Raw genomic sequence first — 19,737 nt, 5'->3', positions numbered from 1 at the left:
TTTAATCCTTTGGCCTAAAAGTAAGGATTTCTTTACTCTTTTGAATTTCAGCCTTGTTCATCATCATTTTTCTAAACTCTCCATTTACATACATTTCTGCTTGATCTCTGTAATGTTCACTGAACGGATTGCCAGATTGCCCGGTAGGCAGAATACTTATACTGTTTTCTACATCAGAAAAATCTATGATTCTTCTTGTAGAAGGTCCTGATGTTGTTCTATAGAAACCTGTATCATCATATGCAAAAGCCAAATTGTTTATTACTTCCCTAGACCCATGTATTGGAAAAGGACCTACGTTAAAAAAAGAACGTAAAGCTGCTATTTGACCAATTGGGTGACCATGCTCAATTGAATGTACTCGCTCCCATCGCCAATGATCTACATTCTTACCAAAATCCTTTTCTAACGAAGCAATCGCTTCCATAAAAGACTGGTTGACAATATCCTCCATGTTTTCAATTGCGTTGGTGGTTTTTACATTATCCCACCAGACAGAATTTTCATCTTTTGACAACGGTGCAATAAGCCTTTTCATGAAGTGAGTACTTAAAAATTGATTGAAAAGTTCTTCATCCAACTCATCTTCAAAAGTATTTTGCAACAAATAATAAATCCATCTATTGTAAACTGTAGCCTCAATAGAAGTAAGGTTGTAGTCCCCTGTCCACATATTTAAGCTATCAATAGCTTTTAGACCATTTTCACTTAATAATGAGACATCTAAATGTTTCGCTAAATTGGAAATAATATCGGGCTCCACAGAAGATATAACATCAGTAATCATTTTACTTGCCGAAGATAAATCCCAATCGTTTTTTGGCTCTAGCAAACTAACTATTCTTTTTCCTCTATTTTCAGGTAAATAATACCCAGGATACAACATACCAGCTATAGAGTCTGGCTGATTATTTGCTGAATACACAAAATTACTTGGCGGATTTATCGCTTGAGGATTCTCATTAAACCCTAATAATTCTTTATCAAGTGGTAACCCCTTGCCTACCTCAAAAATCAACTTGGTATTTACGGTATCTGGAATATTATATAGCTGAGCGGTAGCAAACCATGCAACATTTCCTTCATCATCCCCATACATAATATTTAGTCCTGGAGCGTGAATATTTGGAAGTGATTTTTTAAACTCCACCATATTATTTGCATGACTTAAACCATATAGCGCATCTATCACCTTATTCTCCATTTGTGTATAGACCCATGACATGGCTATTGGTCTATCTCCTTGTACTTGGTCGGCAATTCCGTTTAAAACAGGACCATGAACGGATTTCTTGTAGGTAAATTGAACTTCCTCCGCGTCTTTAACCTGAATTGTTTTATGTACAATTTCATAATCCACATAACCATTTTCAGACAAGTATTGATTTTCATCATCTGGATTGTTCTGTTCATAGTAAAAATCAACATCATCATTTTCGAACATGGTGAGTCCGTACGCTAATTTTCTATTATGGCCCAACAAGGGAAATGGTATACCAGCAATATGATATCCATATTTTGAATAGGTAGGTGTTTCTAAATGGGCTTCGAACCATACTGAAGGTTGAGAAAAACCAATATGAGGATCATTAGCGAAAATCACCTTTCCGTTCTTTGTTTTTTCGGGTGCAATAACCCAGCTATTACTACCCTCGAACAAAGGAATATCAAGCGCACCCAAAGCTTTATTCACTGCAGCCGAAAGGTTATTTTGAATGGTATCTGATGGAGTTGGATTATAGTTCTCTATCCATTCGGTATCAATAGATGAACCAACATGCAAGTCATTCAAATATTCAGAACCTAATTCGGTTTTTATTGTAGTTAACAAGGGGTCTGTTTTATGTGCCATAGCAAAACTAAAAGCCATATAACCTATAGTGTTATAGATATCTTCTAGAACAAACTCTTCTTTATCTATTCCTGTTAGGTAAAACTCAACAGGTGTCGGTCCTTCATCTATAAATTGATTGATGCCATCCAAATAGGCTTTTGCCAAAACAACACCTTCATCATTTTCATTAATTTTAGATACCGTTACTTTTGATGCATCTGCTATACCTAGTGATAAAAAAAACTTATCAGTGCCTATTAGATCTTCACCAAAAACTTCTGATAATCCACCACGGGCTATTCTTCTTAGCAGTTCCATTTGCCAAAGACGATCTTGGGCATGAACATAACCTAAAGCTCTAAAGGCATCTTGTTCATTTTCCCCGTAAATATGTGGAATTCCGTAGTTGTCGTAATAGACACTAACTTCTTCTTGCAGGTTCGCAAGCTCTTTTTCACCGGAATAATCTGGTTTTAAGGTATAAACAAATATTCCGATAACAATTATCAGTAAGGTAACGATTACCAGCAGGATTACTCCTAGTTTTTTTAATGTTCTCATAGTTTAATTCGGGGGACAATTTCCACCAAGTTAAAACTATTTTTCACATTAAACGTCTCGAAACTCTGCTTTTTATTGATAAGTAGTCAACATCTTACAAAACCAATATACTATTCATTATTTCTTAATCCTTCTAACAACCAGTTTTTATAGGTAGGTATATCTGAATTTTGAATAGAGGTATTCAGTACTTCCAAATCTGGGGAAAGTAACACATAAAAAGGCTGTGAAATAGAACCGAAATTTACATCTTGAAAGGTTCCCCATTTCTGTGCTATATTATTAATTTCCTTTATGCGACCACTTTCAAACTGATAATTGAACTGCTCAGATTCCGGTAGTTCCTCCCTATCATCGGTATACAATGAAATAAGTACGTAATTATCTTTTATAATCGGAAAAACCTCTGAATCGCTCCAAACATTCTCTTCCATTTTTCGGCAGTTTACACAAGCCCAACCCGTGAAATCTAAAAGAATAGGTTTATCAACTTTTTTGGCATGTGCCAAACCTTCATCAAAATCTTTAAAACAATCAATACCTAAAGGGCAATCGCTTTCTTGTTCAAAAATGCTATAAAATTCTGGTGGTGGAAAACCACTCAAGAGTTTTAAATTGGTTACTTTAGAGACTCCCAATATCATATAAAGCGTAAATGCAGCACTAATAAATGCTGTAACCTTTCTGCCTAGTGATAATTTTTTAACAGGACTATCGTGTGGAAATTTGTACACTCCAAATAGGTAAAGTGTCATCGCAATACCTAATAAGATCCAGATACCCAAGAATATTTCACGTTTTAGAATTCCCCAATGCCCAACCAAATCGGCATTCGATAAGAACTTAAGGGCAAGTCCTATTTCCAAGAAACCAAGAACCACTTTCACCGTTGTCATCCATCCACCCGATTTCGGTAATGAATTCAACCATGCAGGAAACAATGCAAATAGAGCAAAGGGCAATGCCAGCGCCGCCCCAAAACCTGTCATACCCGCCGTAAGGTTAGAAGCAACTTCACCTTCCGCTAAAGTTGTACCGCCTAGCAAGCCACCCAAAATAGGCCCTGTACACGAGAACGAAACAATAGCCAAGGTCACTGCCATAAAAAAGATTCCTAAAACACCACCTACTTTAGAAGATGCCGCATCCATTTTATTAGCCCAAGAACTAGGTAAAGTCAATTCATAATATCCAAAAAAGGAAAAGGCAAAAAATATGAATATTAAAAAGAACAATAAATTTAACCATACATTGGTAGCAATAGAATTTAGAATTTGCGAATCTACCGAGTCGAACAAATGAAATGGTAAGCTCAATAGAAAATAAATAAGGACAATAAAAAATCCATAAAGCAAGGCATTAATGATTCCTTTGGATTTCTTTTGGGAATGTTTGGTAAAAAATGAAACGGTTAACGGAATCATTGGAAATACACACGGAGTCAATAATGCAATTAACCCCCCAAGAAACCCAAGCCCGAAAATAACCCAGATATTAGTGCCTGTAGCAATGGTATCTTGACCCTGCGTTAGCAGTTCTCTATTCTTAAGGTCTAATCGTAACTTTTGACCTAAAGCCAAACTTCTATCATCTACTGTATTAATTATTTCAGCTTCCGACCCATCTAAGGTGAATATGAACTTCTTATCCATAGGAATGCATACCTCTTTACACACCTGAAAAAACAAGTCAACATCTATCTGATTAATTTCTGGATCTAGAATTTTAATACGTTGTGTAAAAATTGCATCATCTTTGAAATACGTTTCCTCTACTTCAAAAATTTCACTGTACTCTTTTATTGTTTCACTTTCTAAAGTACCGTCAATCAACTCATATATGGTTCCATTGCCATTATAAGTAAATTCACTTGGCAATGAACCAAATTCTGAAGTAAACTGAGAATACATGTGCCAGCCATCAAGTATTTTTGCTTTCATGACCAACTCATATTCCGTTTCAGAAATTTTATTGATCTGTTGTTCCCATACTACCGGTTCGTCTTCTGTTTGCGCAAAAGTGTTCAATGGTAATACAACTATAAAAAGTAGCAACGCTAAAAATCTAATCATGTAATTTCTATTTTTAATATCTCTTGGGTAGTATCTACAACCCTAAAGCGGTGGTCTGCTCGCATACCTACAACCCAAACAATTTGCTCGTTAGAGCATAACAACCAAGTTTCTTCTTTAGATAAGACATCAACTTTCTCATCTTTAAAAAACTTCGACAATTTTTTTCTACGGTTTAATCCTATCGGATAGAAATAGTCGCCTGTTTTCCATTTTCTTAACGTCAACGGATAATTTAAAGCGTTTTTCTGAACAAAAATTTCGGTCTTTGAATTATTATAACGCTCGGGCACTACTGAAAATTTTAAATTTACCGGAAGATTCAAAGGTACTTCATCCACAGGTATTACAAACTCATCGACTATGGTTTTAGCATCACTTTTCGATGTTAGTATCAATACATCACGATTCTTAACCAAAAAATGCGTGTTAGATTCTAGCTGCTTACCTGATAGACCGTTCAATAAAGCTTCTAAATTATCGATTTCCTTAAAACCGTATGGGTTGAACAGCGCATACAAATATGTAGGTAGTGGTTGTAAACCTTTAAGCTTACTAATTTCTATTACCAGTTTACCATCCTTATTCACAAAAAAATCTTCCGTTATTTTTTTTATATATGCGGAGGCAATAGTTTCTGTCTGATTTAAATATTGGAGTGTATTTTTAAAATTATCAGAAAATGTAGGGTGTAGTTCTGATAGTTTAGGGATAATCTCTAAACGAATCTTGTTTCGTAAATACTTTGTATCTGCATTACTGCCATCTTCACGCCAATTTATTTTTTCGCTTTTGGCAAAAGCTTCTAGCTCATCTCGGGTAAATGGCAACAAAGGCCTTCTTAAATAATTAATTTTTGCAGGTATACCCGTTAACCCATCAATACCGGTACCTCTAGATAAATTAATTAAGAAAGTTTCAAGGTTGTCATTGGCATGGTGAGCTGTTAGTACATATGTACTTTCATCTTGCGACAAAAGCTGTTCAAACCAAGCATAACGAAGCTCACGAGCCGCCATCTGTACGGAAACCTTCTGCACGTTTACATAGCCCAAAGTATCAAAATGCGTAACATATACCTTCTTATTTTTGCTTTTGCCTAAATCAAGAACAAAAGCCTCATCACCATCACTATCATTACCACGTAATTGAAAATTACAATGCGCTATTGAAAATTGTAGTTGAAGTAGATTACATAATTCTACCAAAACCGTACTATCCAAACCACCACTACATGCAATTATGAAGTGATTGCTCAACAATTCCGGAAAATGATCTTCAATATGTTTTTTGAACGCTTTTAACACGCCATAAAGGTAACGAAGTCCCTTAATTTATTAAGGCAGACTAAGAATTATTTAACTTGAAAAGGTATTACTTCAATTAAGATATAGCTGCTACAAAAGCACTTACTTTTTCAGCATGTACTTTTGCTAATTCAGCATCGGTAATTCCTTTTTCCTCATCAAAATTCTCGCTATACTTTGGCAAGGAAAAAGAAGCAACAACGGTACCTTGAAATCTAGCAATCATTTTTTCTGCAACCTCTAGCGCTCCAATAGCACCACGACCACCGTTTGAAGTAGCCATTAGCAATATCTTCTTGTCCGCTAAAAACTTAACGTCCAATCTAGATAACCAATCCATTACATTCTTAAAATATGCCGAAGGGTAACTATTATGTTCATTTACAGAAATTATCAATCCTTTTGCATTACTAATCTCATTCTTAAACTCCACTAAAGAGTTAGAATAACCATCCTCTTTTTCCGAATCTTGACTGTACATTGGAAAAGGGTATTTAGACATGTCTCGCAACCTTACCTCTGTATCACCAATTAACGTAGAAGTATATTTTGCTAATTTATAATTAATGGATATTGAAGAATTGCTCCCTGCAAATGCTAAAACGTAACTCATGTGGCTATTTTTATGTATGATTACGAATTTAATTCAAATACTGTAAACCCTAGAATATTTTATCTAATTTTACAGCTTTAAACATCCAAACTTACTGTTTTATAAGTATATAGGATATAATTGTTATAATGAGCAACTCTAAGTCAAGATTGTTTTTTTTGGATGCCATACGAGCGTGGGCTATCTTAATGATGTTACAAGGTCATTTCATTGACGGGTTGTTGGGCAATGCATTTAGAGACAACTCCAATATACTATTCTCGACATGGAAATATTTTAGAGGTATTACCGCACCGGTTTTCTTCACTGTTTCCGGATTCATATTTACATTCTTATTAATAAAATCTCCCCAAACCGGATGGAGCAACCCTCGAGTAAAAAAAGGCATAAAACGGGGATTGGAATTATTGGTCATTGCCTATCTTTTACGCATGAATATCTTTGGCTTGTTCAAAGGTGAAATTTATGATTCTTTCTACCTAGTAGACGTATTACATTGCATAGGTCTTTCGCTATTGTTTATTATTGGTTTTTACATTTTAACCTTTGCAAAACAAAAATGGATTTTCCCTACCATATTAGCTTCCACTACCCTACTGCTATTTATATTCGAACCGATTTACAAAACAATGGGTTTTGAGTTTTTACCACAAGCCATTGCGAACTATTTAACCAAGGCTAACGGCTCTGTTTTTACCATTATACCATGGTTGGGCTATGCAACAATAGGTAGTTTTATGTCGGTTGTATTTTCTAAATTTCAAAATAGCAAAAACTTATATTACTATATAGTACCTGCATACATAGCCATAGGGCTAATCCTAGTATTTTTTTCTTCGGATTTTTTCATGTCTATTTACGAAATAACGGGCATACAATTGTTCCAGTCCATTTTCAGTAACAACTACTTGTTTATTCGTTTGGGAGATGTGTTTATTGTCTTCTCTATTTTCATTATGCTAAGAAAGTTCTTAATGAATGCCACATGGCTTAAAATTGGGCAAAGCACTTTATCTATCTACATCATTCACTTTGTGGTTTTGTATGGTAGCTTTACAGGTGTTGGTTTATATAGATTCTTTAACCATTCTTTAAATCCGTACTATGTAATACCCGGGGCAATTTTGTTTATGATTGTATGCACCTTTTTTGCTCTACAATATGAAAAACATAAAATAGAAATCAAATCTAGCATCTCTAGCTTTTTATCTACAACCCGTATTTACCTTGAACAAATAGCCATTTTACTTTTTGAGGTGTTAAGAACCATCACCGAGAAAGTATTGCGCATTTTGGGACTAATTAAGAGTTAGACTCAATTCAAATGAAGTATTAAGCTAGCTACAAAACTAAAAAAGGCAACCAATTGGCTGCCTTTTTTTATATAAAAGTCATCTATTTACACGTGTAAAGGACGATTATCTGTTGCAGCTAACGCCGCTTCTTTAACCGCTTCGGCATATGTTGGGTGAGCATGGCTCATTCTAGAAATATCTTCTGCAGAAGCTCTAAATTCCATTGCAGTTACGGCTTCGGCAATTAAATCTGCCACACGCGCACCTACCATATGAACGCCTAAAACTTCATCGGTCTTTTTATCGGCAAGAATCTTTACGAATCCGTCTATATCCATACTTGCTCTGGCACGACCTAAAGCACGCATTGGAAACTGACCCGATTTGTATTCCACACCAGCTTCTTTCAGTTCCTCTTCCGTTTTACCAACAGCAGCAACCTCTGGCCAAGTATATACTACACCAGGTATTAAGTTATAATCAATATGAGGTTTTTGACCTGCCAGTAGTTCTGCAACCAAAGTACCCTCTTCTTCCGCTTTATGTGCTAACATTGCACCTTTAATGACATCGCCAATTGCGTAAATATTATCAACATTCGTTTTCAAATGCTCATCGACGATTACCTTTCCTCTATCATCAAGTTTTACACCTGCAGCATCAACATTTAATCCATCTGTATAAGGTTTTCTACCAACGGCAACTAAACAGTAATCGCCTTCAAAAACAACCTCTTCGCCTTTTTTGTTATCAGCCTTAACGATCACTTGATCGCCTTTTCTTTCAACCGATTTTACTTTATGCGATAAAGCAAATTTCATTTTTGACTTTTTCAAAACCTTGGTCAGCTCTTTAGAAAGTGCACCGTCCATACCAGGTATAATACGATCCATAAACTCAACAACAGTAACATCTGCGCCAAGTCTCTTATAAACCTGTCCTAATTCCAATCCTATTACACCTCCTCCAATAACAATCATATGTTTTGGCACTTCTTTAAGCTCTAAAGCTTCCGTAGAGGTAATAATACGTTCTTTATCCAGTTTTATAAACGGTAAGGTAGATGGCTTAGAACCTGTAGCTATTATAATATTCTTAGCTTCAATTTCTTCGGTTTTTCCATCATTCTTTTTAATATTTACATGAGTGGCATCTTTAAAACTACCTACACCTTTGTAAACGGTAATTTTATTTTTATCCATTAAGAATTCTATACCTTTTGTAGTTTGATCAACTACACCTTGCTTACGAGCAATCATTTTTTCCAAGTTCACTTTTACTTCACCGGGAATCTCTATTCCATGCTCATCAAAATGTTTAATGGCATCTTCATAATGATGTGAAGAGTCTAACATCGCCTTAGAAGGAATACACCCAACATTTAAACACGTTCCGCCTAAAGTGGAATATTTTTCAATTATTGCAGTTTTCATTCCTAGTTGAGCACAACGTATTGCTGCGACATATCCTCCAGGTCCTGAGCCTATAATGGCTACATCATATTGATCCATAAAATTTTTTATTTTCTAATGTCTTACAAAATTAATACTATTTTTAGTTTTAAAGGGGTATAGCCGTAGAATGCTTCACCTCTTTTATGGTAAATGAACTCTGGGTACTTCCAATATGATTCATGGCCGTTAATTTATTGACCATAAAATGACGGTACGCATCCATATCCTTTACATGAATTTTAAGCAAGTAATCATAATCACCACTTAAATGATGGCATTCTACCACCTCTTGTAAACGCATTACCTGAGCTTCAAATTGTGCAATATTATCCTTAACATGCTGTACTAACTTCACATGGCAAAACACCGTAAAGTTCCTATCTACAATGGCTTTATCGACTAAAGCTACGTAACTTCTAATTGCTCCTGCACGCTCTAACCTTTTTATACGTTCATAAATAGCGGTCGTAGAAAGCCCTAACTTTATAGCATACTCTTTAGTGGTCTTCTTACTATCTTCTTGTAATAACCCTAAGAGGCTATTATCTATTTGATCAAGTTTCATAACGAATATAATTCTGTTCAGTTGTTACAAAATACACAATAATAGAATACAATTCTATTATTGATTTAATTATAGTTTTAAATTCTAATAAAATACTATCCTATTGACAATTTTACATTCAAAAAGTATTTTTACAGAAAACAACGACCCATGAGCCAAAAAAATAGCAACGACCTACAAGATTTACAATACTTTGGAGAGTATGGCGGAGTAAACCCGTCCATTTCAGATTCATCGACCTATACCTTTATATCCGCAAAAACAATGTTCGACACTTTTGAGGGAAATACAGAAGGCTGCTATTTATACAGCAGACATTCTTCACCTTCAAATTTATATTTAGGGGAAGCACTAGCTGCTTTAGAAGGCACAGAAAGTGCAAATGTTACAGCGAGCGGCATGGGAGCCATTACGGCGGTAATTCTGCAAATTTGTAATGCTGGCGACCATATTATAAGCAGTAGAACTATTTACGGTGGTACATACGCCTTCATGAAAAACTTCTTGATCAAGTTCGGAATCAAAACGACCTTTCTAGATATTACCGACCTTGATGCTGTAGCAAATGCCATTACCCCAAATACTAAAATGATTTATTGCGAAAGTGTCAGTAATCCGCTTTTAGAGGTGGCAGATATCTCTGCCCTATCTCGTATTACAAAGAAAAACGAACTACCCTTAGTGGTCGACAATACATTTTCACCCTTAACGATTTCCCCTGCAAAATTAGGTGCCGACATAGTTATTCATAGCCTCACCAAATTTATAAACGGAACAAGCGATTGCGTTGCCGGTGTGGTTTGTGGAACAACGGAGTTTTGCCTAAGCCTAAAAGATGTAAATAACGGGGCGGGTATGTTATTGGGCAGTACTTTAGACAGTATGCGCGCAGCATCTATTTTAAAAAATATGCGAACACTCCATATTCGCATGAAGAAACATAGTGAAAATGCACAATTTTTAGCGGAGAATTTTGAAAAGGACGGATTACGAGTGGTTTACCCAGGGCTACCATCTCACCCAGGCCATTTGACCATGGGTGATCAGATGAATACGGAATATGGTTATGGAGGATTAATAACCATAGATGTAGCAAGCTTGGAGAATGCAAATGCGCTTATGGAATTGATGCAAGAAAGAAAACTAGGTTATTTAGCTGTTAGCCTTGGCTTTTACAAAACCTTGTTCAGTGCTCCCGGAAGCTCCACATCTTCTGAAATTCCTTTAGAAGAACAAGAGGAAATGGGATTGGGCAATGGGCTTATTAGATTTTCTATTGGCCTGGACGATGATATTAAAAGAACCTATGAGTTAATGAAAAAATGTCTTTTAGATCTTAATATTCTGGATATCACAAGCATAAAAGCATAAATTCTAATTTGCAAGATGTGTTTGCACATCCGTTGCAGAAATCGTAATATTACGAAGTAACCAAACTACGATTTAATGATTGACCAAAATACCAATGAGCATAGGGAGAATGAGCATATCGTTGACAATAAAGAACTGAGTATTTTTGCAGCTTTGATTCCTGTAATAGCCCTAGTTGCCATGTTAGCATATAATGTTTACATATTTGGCGACGACGCGCTCAGTGGATCAAATCAATTTATTTTATTAGTAGGTGGTGCCGTTGCGGCCATTGTAGGATTCATGAATAAAGTCTCTTACAAGCAAATGATCGCCGAAGTGGAAGAAAACATTAAATCTACCACAGGAGCCCTTCTTATACTATTAATGGTAGGCGCTTTGGCTGGTACTTGGTTGGTAAGCGGTATTATTCCGGCAATGATCTATTACGGACTTCAAATATTAAATCCTACAATATTTTTAGCGGCATGTGTAATTATCTGTGCAATCATCTCTGTAGCAACAGGAAGCAGCTGGACCACTTCTGCCACTGTAGGTATTGCATTGATCGGTATTGGTGAAGCTTTGGGTATTTCGCTGGGAATGACTGCTGGCGCAGTATTATCCGGTGCATATTTTGGAGACAAACTTTCTCCGTTAAGTGACACTACAAATTTAGCACCTGCCATGGCGGGCGGTGAACTGTTCTCTCATATTAAATACATGCTATGGACAACCGTACCGACCATATCGGTAACCTTAATTGTATTTTTAATCATCGGATTTAGTTTAGACACTAGTGGTGAAGCCGATGTAGATGCTATTTTAGCCTCTATAGATTCTTCATTCGACATCAATGGTTGGCTATTTTTGGTACCCATTGCCGTAATTGCATTAATCGTTAAAAAAACTCCTCCATTGGCGGCGTTATTGATCGGAACGTTGTTAGCCGCAATATTTGCCTTAATTTTTCAACCCGAAATTGTTGCCGGGATTACAGGTGCATCAGAATTGAGTTTTGAATCGGGTTATCAGGGAATCTTAAAAGCGATTACGGTAAGCACTGATATCCCAACGGATAATAAAGCCTTAAGCGATTTATTCTCATCAAAAGGTATGACGGGTATGTTGGGCACCATTTGGCTTATAATTTGCGCTATGTTTTTTGGCGGAATTATGGATGGTATTGGAGCTTTGGCCAGAATTACTAAGTCATTATTGAGCATGGCTAAATCTACCTTCGGCTTGTTCTTTAGCACAGGTATTAGCTGTATCGTTTTAAACGGAACCGCATCCGATCAATACTTGGCAATTGTTGTACCCGGTAAAATGTTCTCAAAAGCTTTTAAAGACAGAGGCTTAGCTCCTGAAAATTTAAGCAGAACACTTGAGGATACCGGTACCGTAACTTCGGTATTGATACCTTACAACACTTGTGGTGCTTACCACAGTGGTGTTCTAGGTGTTGGCGTGGCAGAATATTTTGTTTATGCCATATTTAACTGGCTGAGCCCTATAATGACATTCATCTTTGCAGGCTTCAACATTAAGATAAAAAAATTGGCTACTGGTAAGGCTTAAAATAAAAAAGTTGACCTTATCAGCATAACCGCTTCTTAATTACCAATGTGATAATTTAAGGGTATAAATTTTACGTCATTCACACTAAAAACAAGTGAACTGCTACGCTATTCAAAATAGTTATTCTACTATTGAAAAATCTAATTTAGAAAGGCACTTTACCCTCTTACAAGTCTTAATTTTGCTTTATAATTAATTATAAAATAAAGACAAATTATGGCATTTGTAGGAAAGAAATTCCCAAACATTAGTGTTAACGCAATGAACGACATGGGCGATACTTTTAAACTTAATGTTTTAGAAGAAGCTCAAAAAAATAATAAAAAAGTGGTTCTTTTCTGGTACCCAAAAGATTTCACTTTTGTTTGCCCTACAGAGTTACATGCATTTCAAGCAGCTTTAGGCGAATTTGAAAAGAGAAATACGATTGTAATTGGTGCATCTTGCGATACTCCAGAAGTACACTTCGCATGGTTAAGCACAGATAAGGATAACGGTGGTATTGAAGGTGTTACTTACCCAATTTTAGCAGATAGCAACCGCAACTTATCTAGCGTTTTAGGAATATTGGATATCCAAAACGAAGTTTACGACGAAGAAACCGAAACTGTACAAGTTGAAGGTGACAACGTTACTTACAGAGCAACATACATTATTGATGAAGAAGGTGTTGTACAACACGAAAGCATAAACAATATGCCTTTAGGTAGAAATGTTGGTGAGTATTTACGTTTGGTAGATGCTTTAACTCATGTACAGGAAAAAGGTGAGGTTTGTCCTGCAAACTGGGAAGAAGGTAAAGAAGCAATGTCTGCAAATAGAGACGGTGTTGCAAGTTACCTTTCTGCTCACGCTAACTAATACTAATTTTCAATGAACATGAAGTTTAGAACTTCATGTTCATTTTATTAATCTTTAAATAACTAAGCTATGTTATTAGAATTAGAACAAGATAATTTACAGGAAATTATTGACAACAACCCTAACGTTGTAGTACAATATTCCGCTACATGGTGTGGCAACTGCAGAATCATGAAGCCAAAATTCAAAAAAGAAGCTTCACAGAACGAAAACATAACTTTCGTATTGGCAGATGCAGAGAAATTCCCTGAATCTAGAAAGCTGGCAGATGTAAGCAACTTACCTACGTTCGCTTCTTTTGAGTCAGGTAAATTAAAAAATCAGGTACAGACGAATAAGCATGACCTATTAAAAGATTTGATCGGTGAGATTACCCATAATTAAATTACTGACAGAGTTTATTGAAGAAAAAGATAGCGATTTCGTTCTAGAGACTATTGAAACTTTAGAAGCGTTAACCGAGTTACCTTCTTTAAAAGATGAAGAACTAGATGTGATCGGCGAACTTATTTCAAATATGTACGGTGCCATAGAAGTTTCAAACAGCATACAAGAGGGCACGCCAAAAAAAGATGCTATGAATCAGTTTATGAAGCGTGTTTTAGGCTCCATAGACCAATAGAAGCTTTTAAAAAAAATTTAAAGTCCTTTCGTTTATGAAAGGACTTTTTTTTATAATATTCCCACCTGTTTCAACTTTATATTTTATAATTTCACAATCTCAATTATAAAAAGACAAAAGTTATGGCTTCGGTTACATTAAAAGGAAACGAAATACACACATTAGGAACTTTACCAGCCGATGGTGAAAAGGCTCCGGAATTTGAATTAACTAAGAATGACTTATCTACCGTAAAACTTTCTGATTACGAAGGCTCAAGAGTAGTTTTAAATATTTTTCCAAGTGTAGATACAGGTACTTGTGCACAATCTGTTCGTCAATTCAACCAAGAAGCTGCTGAATTGGACAACACCATAGTGCTTTGTATTTCAAAAGATCTACCATTTGCTCAGGCAAGATTTTGTGGTGCAGAAGGCATCGAAAATGTAGAAATGCTTTCCGATTTTAAAGATGGTAATTTCGGTAAAGGATATAATGTAGCATTTTCTGATGGTCCTTTAGCTCCATTATTATCCAGAGCAGTAGTTGTTGTTGATGAAAAAGGAAGTGTTCTATATTCTGAACAAATTGCCGAAACTACAGAAGAGCCTAATTACAAAGCAGCATTAGAGGCATTGATGAACTAATAATAAAAAAACTCATGCCCAAAGAATCTTTTTTGGTCAATCGTATTAAAAGTGTTGGTTTTGCTTTTAAGGGAGCCATACTTTTAATACGAACCGAAGCAAGTATTAAAATTCAGGTATTCATTGCTATTGTGATGACCGCCGCTGGTTTTTACTTTGATATTTCAAGCACAGAATGGATTCTTCAAATATTTGCAATAGCGCTTGTCTTGGGAATTGAAGGAATGAATACCGCTGTAGAAAAAATCGCAGATTATATTCAGCCCGAATTTGATTTGAAAATCGGTTTCATTAAAGATATTTCTGCGGGTGCAGTTATGCTGGTTTCCATTGCATCGACCATAATAGGTCTCATTATATATTTACCAAAGATATTTTAGGTAAGTTCATTGTTTCCCATAGCTCATCGTAAATTTGTAATTTAGCACCAGAATTAAGTTTTAATGGCAAAAAAGGCATCTAAATCAAAGCCAAAACCTACTAAAAAGCGCACACCGTTTAAATTATCCAAACAGAATAAAATTATTTTGGGTAGTTTGCTCATGCTATTTAGTATTGCGCTATTTTTTTCTTTTATATCGTTTTACTTTAACTGGCAAGACGATCAGAGCCTATTGTCTGAATTCAAGGACAGAAACGAACTTGCCAAAAACCTGCTTAACAAATTTGGCGCAAGCATTAGCCACTTTTTCATGTATAGAGGTTTTGGTGTTGCGTCGCTTATATTTCCATTTTTAGTGTGCTTAACCGGTATTTACCTTTTTCTTGGTCTACCATTAAAGGCTTTGCTAAAAAAATGGATCTGGGGTTTACTTTTCGTAATTTGGATTTCTATAGCGTTAGGGTTCTTTGCAACCACTAGTCCGTTATTAGGGGGATTGGTAGGGTTTGAAATGAACGACTTTTTACAAGATTATGCTGGTAAGATCGGTGTATTACTATTATTGGTATTCGGACTCATTTTCATTTTAGTAAAATTGTTCGATGTTACTCCCGAAGGTATTTCATCATTCTTTAAATCAAGAAAAGAAGCTATTTCCACAGAATTCAAAGCAAACCAAGAACGCAAAGCGAACAAGAAGAAAGAACAAGAGGATATTTTATCCACCTCCCTAGAGGAAGAAGCTCCGGTGGTGGTTGACACCTATACACATAAAACAGAGATTCCTCATTTGGAAAAAGAGGAGAAAGCGAAAGATTTTGAAGTCACCGTACCAGAGCCTGAGCCGGAAGAAACCTTGGCTATGGAGGTTGAACAAGTTATAGAAGAACCAGAAGAAGTAGATGTTCTTGCCAACAAATTAGTAGACGATTTTGGTGAGTTTGACCCTACTCTAGAGTTAGGCAACTATAAATTTCCTCACATAGATCTTCTTGACCAACATGGCACCACTGGTGGTATTACCATTAATCAAGAAGAATTAGAGGAAAACAAGAATAGAATTGTAGAGACGCTTAAAAACTACAAGATTGGTATTGCCCAAATTAAGGCAACCATTGGCCCTACGGTAACCCTTTATGAAATAGTACCGGAAGCAGGGGTTAGAATAAGTAAAATAAAAAATCTTGAGGATGACATTGCATTATCATTGGCAGCCTTGGGTATACGTATCATTGCACCTATTCCAGGAAAAGGTACTATAGGTATAGAAGTACCAAATAAAAATTCTACCATAGTTTCTATGCGTTCCGTAATTGCTTCGAGCAAGTTTCAGAAAGCTGAAATGGAATTGCCAATTGCATTTGGTAAGACCATTAGCAACGAAACTTTTGTTGTGGATTTGGCAAAAATGCCTCACTTGTTAATGGCAGGTGCAACAGGCCAAGGTAAGTCCGTAGGTTTAAATGCCGTATTGACTTCGTTATTATACAAAAGACATCCGGCAGAGGTTAAATTTATTTTGGTTGACCCCAAGAAGGTAGAACTTACGCTTTATAATAAAATAGAACGTCATTTCTTGGCTAAGCTTCCAGATTCGGAAGAAGCTATTATTACCGACAATACAAAGGTTATCCACACATTGAATTCCCTTTGTATAGAAATGGACAACAGGTACGAACTATTGAAATTGGCGATGGTTCGTAACTTAAAGGAATACAATACCAAGTTTAAAGCTAGAAAACTGAATCCGAATGACGGTCATAAATTCTTGCCTTATATCGTACTGGTCATAGATGAGTTTGCCGATTTGATCATGACCGCCGGTAAAGAAGTTGAAACACCAGTAGCAAGGTTAGCACAATTGGCAAGGGCGATTGGTATACATTTGATCATTGCAACGCAAAGACCATCGGTAAACGTAATTACAGGTATTATAAAAGCTAACTTCCCTGCGAGGTTGGCGTTTAGGGTAACTTCTAAAATAGATTCTAGAACTATTCTTGATACCGCTGGTGCAGACCAGTTGATCGGTAGAGGTGACATGTTATTTACACAAGGTAATGATGTCACCCGTATTCAATGTGCTTTTGTAGATACACCAGAAGTTGCCAAAATTGTTGAATTCATTGGTAGTCAGAGAGCTTATCCAGATGCTCATGAACTACCTGAGTATGTTGGCGAGGATTCTGGCACGAGTCTTGATAATAACGTGTCTGAAAGGGATTCTAAGTTCCGTGAAGCTGCTGAAGTTATTGTAATTGCACAACAAGGTTCAGCTTCTTTAATTCAACGTAAATTAAAGTTAGGCTATAACAGAGCCGGTAGAATTATTGATCAATTAGAAGCAGCAGGAATTGTAGGTCCTTTTGAAGGTAGTAAAGCCAGACAAGTATATGTAGCTGACATGGTTGCCCTTCAACAAATATTGGATAATGAATAATATTATAAAAGAAATGAAGAAAATTATTATTGTATTAACGGTTATGTTATCTGCAGCATTTGTAAATGCACAGGGATCGGATAAGGCAAAAGGTTTGCTTGATGAAGTTTACAACAAAGTACAGAGTTATGACAATATTTTTGTAGACTTTAAATTCGATTTAAAGAATGCAGAAGCAGGTATCAATCAAGAAACCAGAGGCGATGTAACGCTTGCAGGTAACAAGTACATGTTCAATTATTTAGGTTCTCAACAAATTTTTGACGGTAATAAAGTGTACACCATCGTACCAGAAAATGAAGAAGTAACCATAGAAGACAAGTCAGACGACGAAAACGCCATGACCCCTTCTAAAATGTTGACTTTTTATAAAGAAGGCCACAACTATGCATGGGATATTTTACAGAACGTACAAGGTAGAAAAATACAATATGTAAAATTGACCCCAATTGATTCAGATACCGAAATCAAATCTAGATTACTGGGTATCGACATGGGCACCAAGCATATTTACAAATTAATCGAGACCGGAAAAAATGGTACTAAGACAACCATCACTGTTAATTCTTTTAAAACAGATCAAGATTTGTCCAAAACCTTATTTACTTTTGACGAAGCTAAATATAAAGATGAAGGCTATTTCATTATAAGAAACTAGAACTATTGAGAATACTAGACCGATATATCCTATCAAGGTTCGTCTTTAATTTTGTCAGTTCGTTTGTAATATTGATGTTCATTTTCATATTTCAAACGATTTGGCTTTTTATTGATGATCTTGCCGGTAAAGGTCTTGATATTGTAATTATAGGTAAGTTTCTATTTTACCTAATGCCCGATCTTACCGAAAAGGTACTACCGCTTACAGTACTTTTATCATCCATACTTACTTTTGGATCTATTGCAGAGAATTATGAATTCGCTGCCATGAAAGCCTCCGGTATTTCACTTCAGCGCTCCATGCTCAGTTTGATCATATTCGTTACTATTTTGGGCGGAGTCACTTTTTTCTTTGCCAATAACGTAATACCCTTGTCTCAGCGCAAAATTTACAACCTTCGTAGAAATATTGCCAAGGTTAAACCTGCTGCCGTGGTTGCCGAAGGAGTTTTCAGCGATTTTGAAGGAATGAACATTAAGGTCGATGAAAAATATGGTGAAAATGACCGCTTTCTTAAGAACGTAATCATTCACACAAAATCTGCAAACAACATCAATACTAGGGTCATCAAATCTAAGACCGGTGAGTTGATCAGTAGTGAGGATTCTGACATTATACAGTTGGTTTTAAAGGATGGGCACTTGTATGAAGACGTACAAACAAAAAGTAGCAATACTAAAATGAAGTTTCCTTTTGCGCAGGCAGATTTTGATACTTACACCATGAATATCGAGATTCCTGAAATTAACAACGATGAGCTTGAGGAAGAAAGAGATATCAGTACAGATAAAATGAAGAACATTTCTCGTCTTACAAAAGATATAGATTCTTTACGTGGCGATAATTTTAGAATTGTTAGAGCATTCTCAAAAAATATAGAAGGTAGAACAGGTATGTTTTCTCCTTTAGTGCAAAAAAACAAAGATTCTACCAAATCTGACATGGTTAGAAAAAAGGACTCTATAATAGAAACCAAGGCCGCAAAAGCACTAAAGAATACCGCACTACAAGATTCTATTACCGATAATTTTTTAGTAATGTTCCCAGATTGGCAACAGATACAAATATTAAGCAGTGCCAAAAATGCAACGAGCAGTATTCTAGGAACCGTTAGCGGAAAAAAAGAAGAACTACAGAAGCGATACAAAATTTACAACATGCATATTTTGTCTTTGCACAACAAATATGCATTGGCATTTTCTTGTATCATATTATTCTTTGTTGGGGCACCACTTGGGGCAATTATAAGAAAAGGAGGCTTAGGTTTACCTATGGTTATTGCCATTGTCCTCTTCCTAATTTATTATTTCATTGGTGTATTCGCCGGAAATTATGCTAAAGAAGGCAACATACACCCAATGTTAGGTGCTTGGCTTTCAACATTGATCATGTTACCATTAGGTGTTTATCTCACAAAAAGAGCTACCGAAGATAAAGGAATGATGGATTTTGGTTTCATAGCCGATTTCTTCAAAAAGATATTCAAGAAAAAAGACAAATCTGATTCTTAACC

Annotated in this window: 17 protein-coding genes; 11 read left to right on the top strand and 6 right to left on the bottom strand. The window is 35.9% G+C overall.

The features are described 5' to 3' along the window. Nucleotide 1 precedes the first annotated feature (1 nt). From DCS95_RS18660 to DCS95_RS18645, 4 genes are all read right to left on the bottom strand, one after another. A complete protein-coding gene (locus DCS95_RS18660) occupies nucleotides 2–2,395 on the bottom strand; it encodes a penicillin acylase family protein (RefSeq protein WP_116772315.1) in 2,394 nt (797 codons plus the stop codon). A gap of 110 nt (nucleotides 2,396–2,505) precedes the next feature. Further along, nucleotides 2,506–4,467 (bottom strand): protein-disulfide reductase DsbD family protein, encoded by a 1,962-nt coding sequence (locus tag DCS95_RS18655; protein ID WP_116772314.1) that lies wholly within the window; start codon nucleotides 4,465–4,467, stop codon nucleotides 2,506–2,508. Beyond that, nucleotides 4,464–5,774, bottom strand: a complete 1,311-nt coding sequence (gene tilS / locus DCS95_RS18650) for a tRNA lysidine(34) synthetase TilS (protein WP_116772313.1) — start codon at nucleotides 5,772–5,774, stop codon at nucleotides 4,464–4,466. Before tilS ends, DCS95_RS18655 begins: the two co-directional genes overlap by 4 nt. A 76-nt stretch (nucleotides 5,775–5,850) precedes the next feature. Then, complete coding sequence (locus DCS95_RS18645; RefSeq protein WP_116772312.1) at nucleotides 5,851–6,387, bottom strand: NADPH-dependent FMN reductase; 537 nt, start codon at nucleotides 6,385–6,387, stop codon at nucleotides 5,851–5,853. Nucleotides 6,388–6,515: 128 nt separating this feature from the next. On the opposite strand from DCS95_RS18645, the gene DCS95_RS18640 reads away from it, so the two are divergent. Beyond that, nucleotides 6,516–7,700: a heparan-alpha-glucosaminide N-acetyltransferase domain-containing protein gene (locus DCS95_RS18640; RefSeq protein WP_116772311.1), complete on the top strand. Its 1,185-nt coding sequence runs from the start codon at nucleotides 6,516–6,518 to the stop codon at nucleotides 7,698–7,700. Between the two features lie 86 nt (nucleotides 7,701–7,786). Here DCS95_RS18640 and lpdA read toward each other — a convergent pair whose 3' ends face one another. Both lpdA and DCS95_RS18630 read right to left on the bottom strand, forming a co-directional pair. Beyond that, nucleotides 7,787–9,193, bottom strand: coding sequence for a dihydrolipoyl dehydrogenase (gene lpdA / locus DCS95_RS18635; protein WP_116772310.1), 1,407 nt, complete (start codon nucleotides 9,191–9,193; stop codon nucleotides 7,787–7,789). Between the two features lie 49 nt (nucleotides 9,194–9,242). Beyond that, entirely contained in the window at nucleotides 9,243–9,701 is a 459-nt protein-coding gene (locus DCS95_RS18630; RefSeq protein WP_116772309.1) for an Lrp/AsnC family transcriptional regulator, read from the bottom strand. 150 nt (nucleotides 9,702–9,851) lie between these two features. Between DCS95_RS18630 and DCS95_RS18625 the strand changes: the two genes are divergently transcribed. From DCS95_RS18625 to DCS95_RS18580, 10 genes are all read left to right on the top strand, one after another. Further along, on the top strand, nucleotides 9,852–11,072 hold the full coding sequence (locus DCS95_RS18625) for an aminotransferase class I/II-fold pyridoxal phosphate-dependent enzyme (RefSeq protein ID WP_116772308.1): 1,221 nt from the start codon (nucleotides 9,852–9,854) through the stop codon (nucleotides 11,070–11,072). Nucleotides 11,073–11,147: 75 nt separating this feature from the next. Further along, entirely contained in the window at nucleotides 11,148–12,632 is a 1,485-nt protein-coding gene (gene nhaC / locus DCS95_RS18620; RefSeq protein ID WP_116772307.1) for a Na+/H+ antiporter NhaC, read from the top strand. 216 nt (nucleotides 12,633–12,848) lie between these two features. Further along, nucleotides 12,849–13,493, top strand: a complete 645-nt coding sequence (locus DCS95_RS18615; protein WP_116772306.1) for a peroxiredoxin — start codon at nucleotides 12,849–12,851, stop codon at nucleotides 13,491–13,493. Between the two features lie 69 nt (nucleotides 13,494–13,562). Further along, nucleotides 13,563–13,877 (top strand): thioredoxin family protein, encoded by a 315-nt coding sequence (locus DCS95_RS18610; protein ID WP_116772305.1) that lies wholly within the window; start codon nucleotides 13,563–13,565, stop codon nucleotides 13,875–13,877. Continuing rightward, complete coding sequence (locus DCS95_RS18605; RefSeq protein ID WP_116772304.1) at nucleotides 13,858–14,115, top strand: DUF6952 family protein; 258 nt, start codon at nucleotides 13,858–13,860, stop codon at nucleotides 14,113–14,115. The genes DCS95_RS18610 and DCS95_RS18605 overlap by 20 nt, the downstream gene beginning before the upstream one ends. A gap of 122 nt (nucleotides 14,116–14,237) precedes the next feature. Next, complete coding sequence (tpx, locus tag DCS95_RS18600) at nucleotides 14,238–14,741, top strand: thiol peroxidase (RefSeq protein ID WP_116772303.1); 504 nt, start codon at nucleotides 14,238–14,240, stop codon at nucleotides 14,739–14,741. Nucleotides 14,742–14,755: 14 nt separating this feature from the next. Continuing rightward, nucleotides 14,756–15,121, top strand: coding sequence for a diacylglycerol kinase (locus DCS95_RS18595; RefSeq protein WP_116772302.1), 366 nt, complete (start codon nucleotides 14,756–14,758; stop codon nucleotides 15,119–15,121). Between the two features lie 63 nt (nucleotides 15,122–15,184). Further along, entirely contained in the window at nucleotides 15,185–17,563 is a 2,379-nt protein-coding gene (locus tag DCS95_RS18590) for an FtsK/SpoIIIE family DNA translocase (protein ID WP_116772301.1), read from the top strand. A 13-nt stretch (nucleotides 17,564–17,576) separates the two neighbouring features. Further along, a complete protein-coding gene (gene lolA1, locus DCS95_RS18585) occupies nucleotides 17,577–18,221 on the top strand; it encodes an outer membrane lipoprotein periplasmic chaperone LolA1 (RefSeq protein WP_116772402.1) in 645 nt (214 codons plus the stop codon). Between the two features lie 74 nt (nucleotides 18,222–18,295). Beyond that, nucleotides 18,296–19,735, top strand: coding sequence for an LptF/LptG family permease (locus DCS95_RS18580; protein ID WP_244178496.1), 1,440 nt, complete (start codon nucleotides 18,296–18,298; stop codon nucleotides 19,733–19,735). The last annotated feature ends 2 nt before the right edge of the window (nucleotides 19,736–19,737 follow it).

This window comes from Maribacter litoralis, from assembly GCF_003075045.1.
Classification (GTDB): domain Bacteria; phylum Bacteroidota; class Bacteroidia; order Flavobacteriales; family Flavobacteriaceae; genus Maribacter; species Maribacter litoralis.
The sequence above is the reverse complement of the archived record's forward strand: the minus strand, read 5'-3'. Positions and strand labels throughout refer to the sequence as shown.

Coding starts and splice junctions, on each gene's coding strand:
- DCS95_RS18660 (WP_116772315.1), bottom strand. CDS start 2,395: ATGAGAACATTAAAAAAACTAGGAGTAATCCTGCTGGTAATCGTTACC.
- DCS95_RS18655 (WP_116772314.1), bottom strand. CDS start 4,467: ATGATTAGATTTTTAGCGTTGCTACTTTTTATAGTTGTATTACCATTG.
- DCS95_RS18645 (WP_116772312.1), bottom strand. CDS start 6,387: ATGAGTTACGTTTTAGCATTTGCAGGGAGCAATTCTTCAATATCCATT.
- DCS95_RS18640 (WP_116772311.1), top strand. CDS start 6,516: ATGAGCAACTCTAAGTCAAGATTGTTTTTTTTGGATGCCATACGAGCG.
- lpdA (WP_116772310.1), bottom strand. CDS start 9,193: ATGGATCAATATGATGTAGCCATTATAGGCTCAGGACCTGGAGGATAT.
- DCS95_RS18630 (WP_116772309.1), bottom strand. CDS start 9,701: ATGAAACTTGATCAAATAGATAATAGCCTCTTAGGGTTATTACAAGAA.
- DCS95_RS18625 (WP_116772308.1), top strand. CDS start 9,852: ATGAGCCAAAAAAATAGCAACGACCTACAAGATTTACAATACTTTGGA.
- nhaC (WP_116772307.1), top strand. CDS start 11,148: ATGATTGACCAAAATACCAATGAGCATAGGGAGAATGAGCATATCGTT.
- DCS95_RS18615 (WP_116772306.1), top strand. CDS start 12,849: ATGGCATTTGTAGGAAAGAAATTCCCAAACATTAGTGTTAACGCAATG.
- DCS95_RS18610 (WP_116772305.1), top strand. CDS start 13,563: ATGTTATTAGAATTAGAACAAGATAATTTACAGGAAATTATTGACAAC.
- tpx (WP_116772303.1), top strand. CDS start 14,238: ATGGCTTCGGTTACATTAAAAGGAAACGAAATACACACATTAGGAACT.
- DCS95_RS18595 (WP_116772302.1), top strand. CDS start 14,756: ATGCCCAAAGAATCTTTTTTGGTCAATCGTATTAAAAGTGTTGGTTTT.
- DCS95_RS18590 (WP_116772301.1), top strand. CDS start 15,185: ATGGCAAAAAAGGCATCTAAATCAAAGCCAAAACCTACTAAAAAGCGC.
- lolA1 (WP_116772402.1), top strand. CDS start 17,577: ATGAAGAAAATTATTATTGTATTAACGGTTATGTTATCTGCAGCATTT.
- DCS95_RS18580 (WP_244178496.1), top strand. CDS start 18,296: ATGTTCATTTTCATATTTCAAACGATTTGGCTTTTTATTGATGATCTT.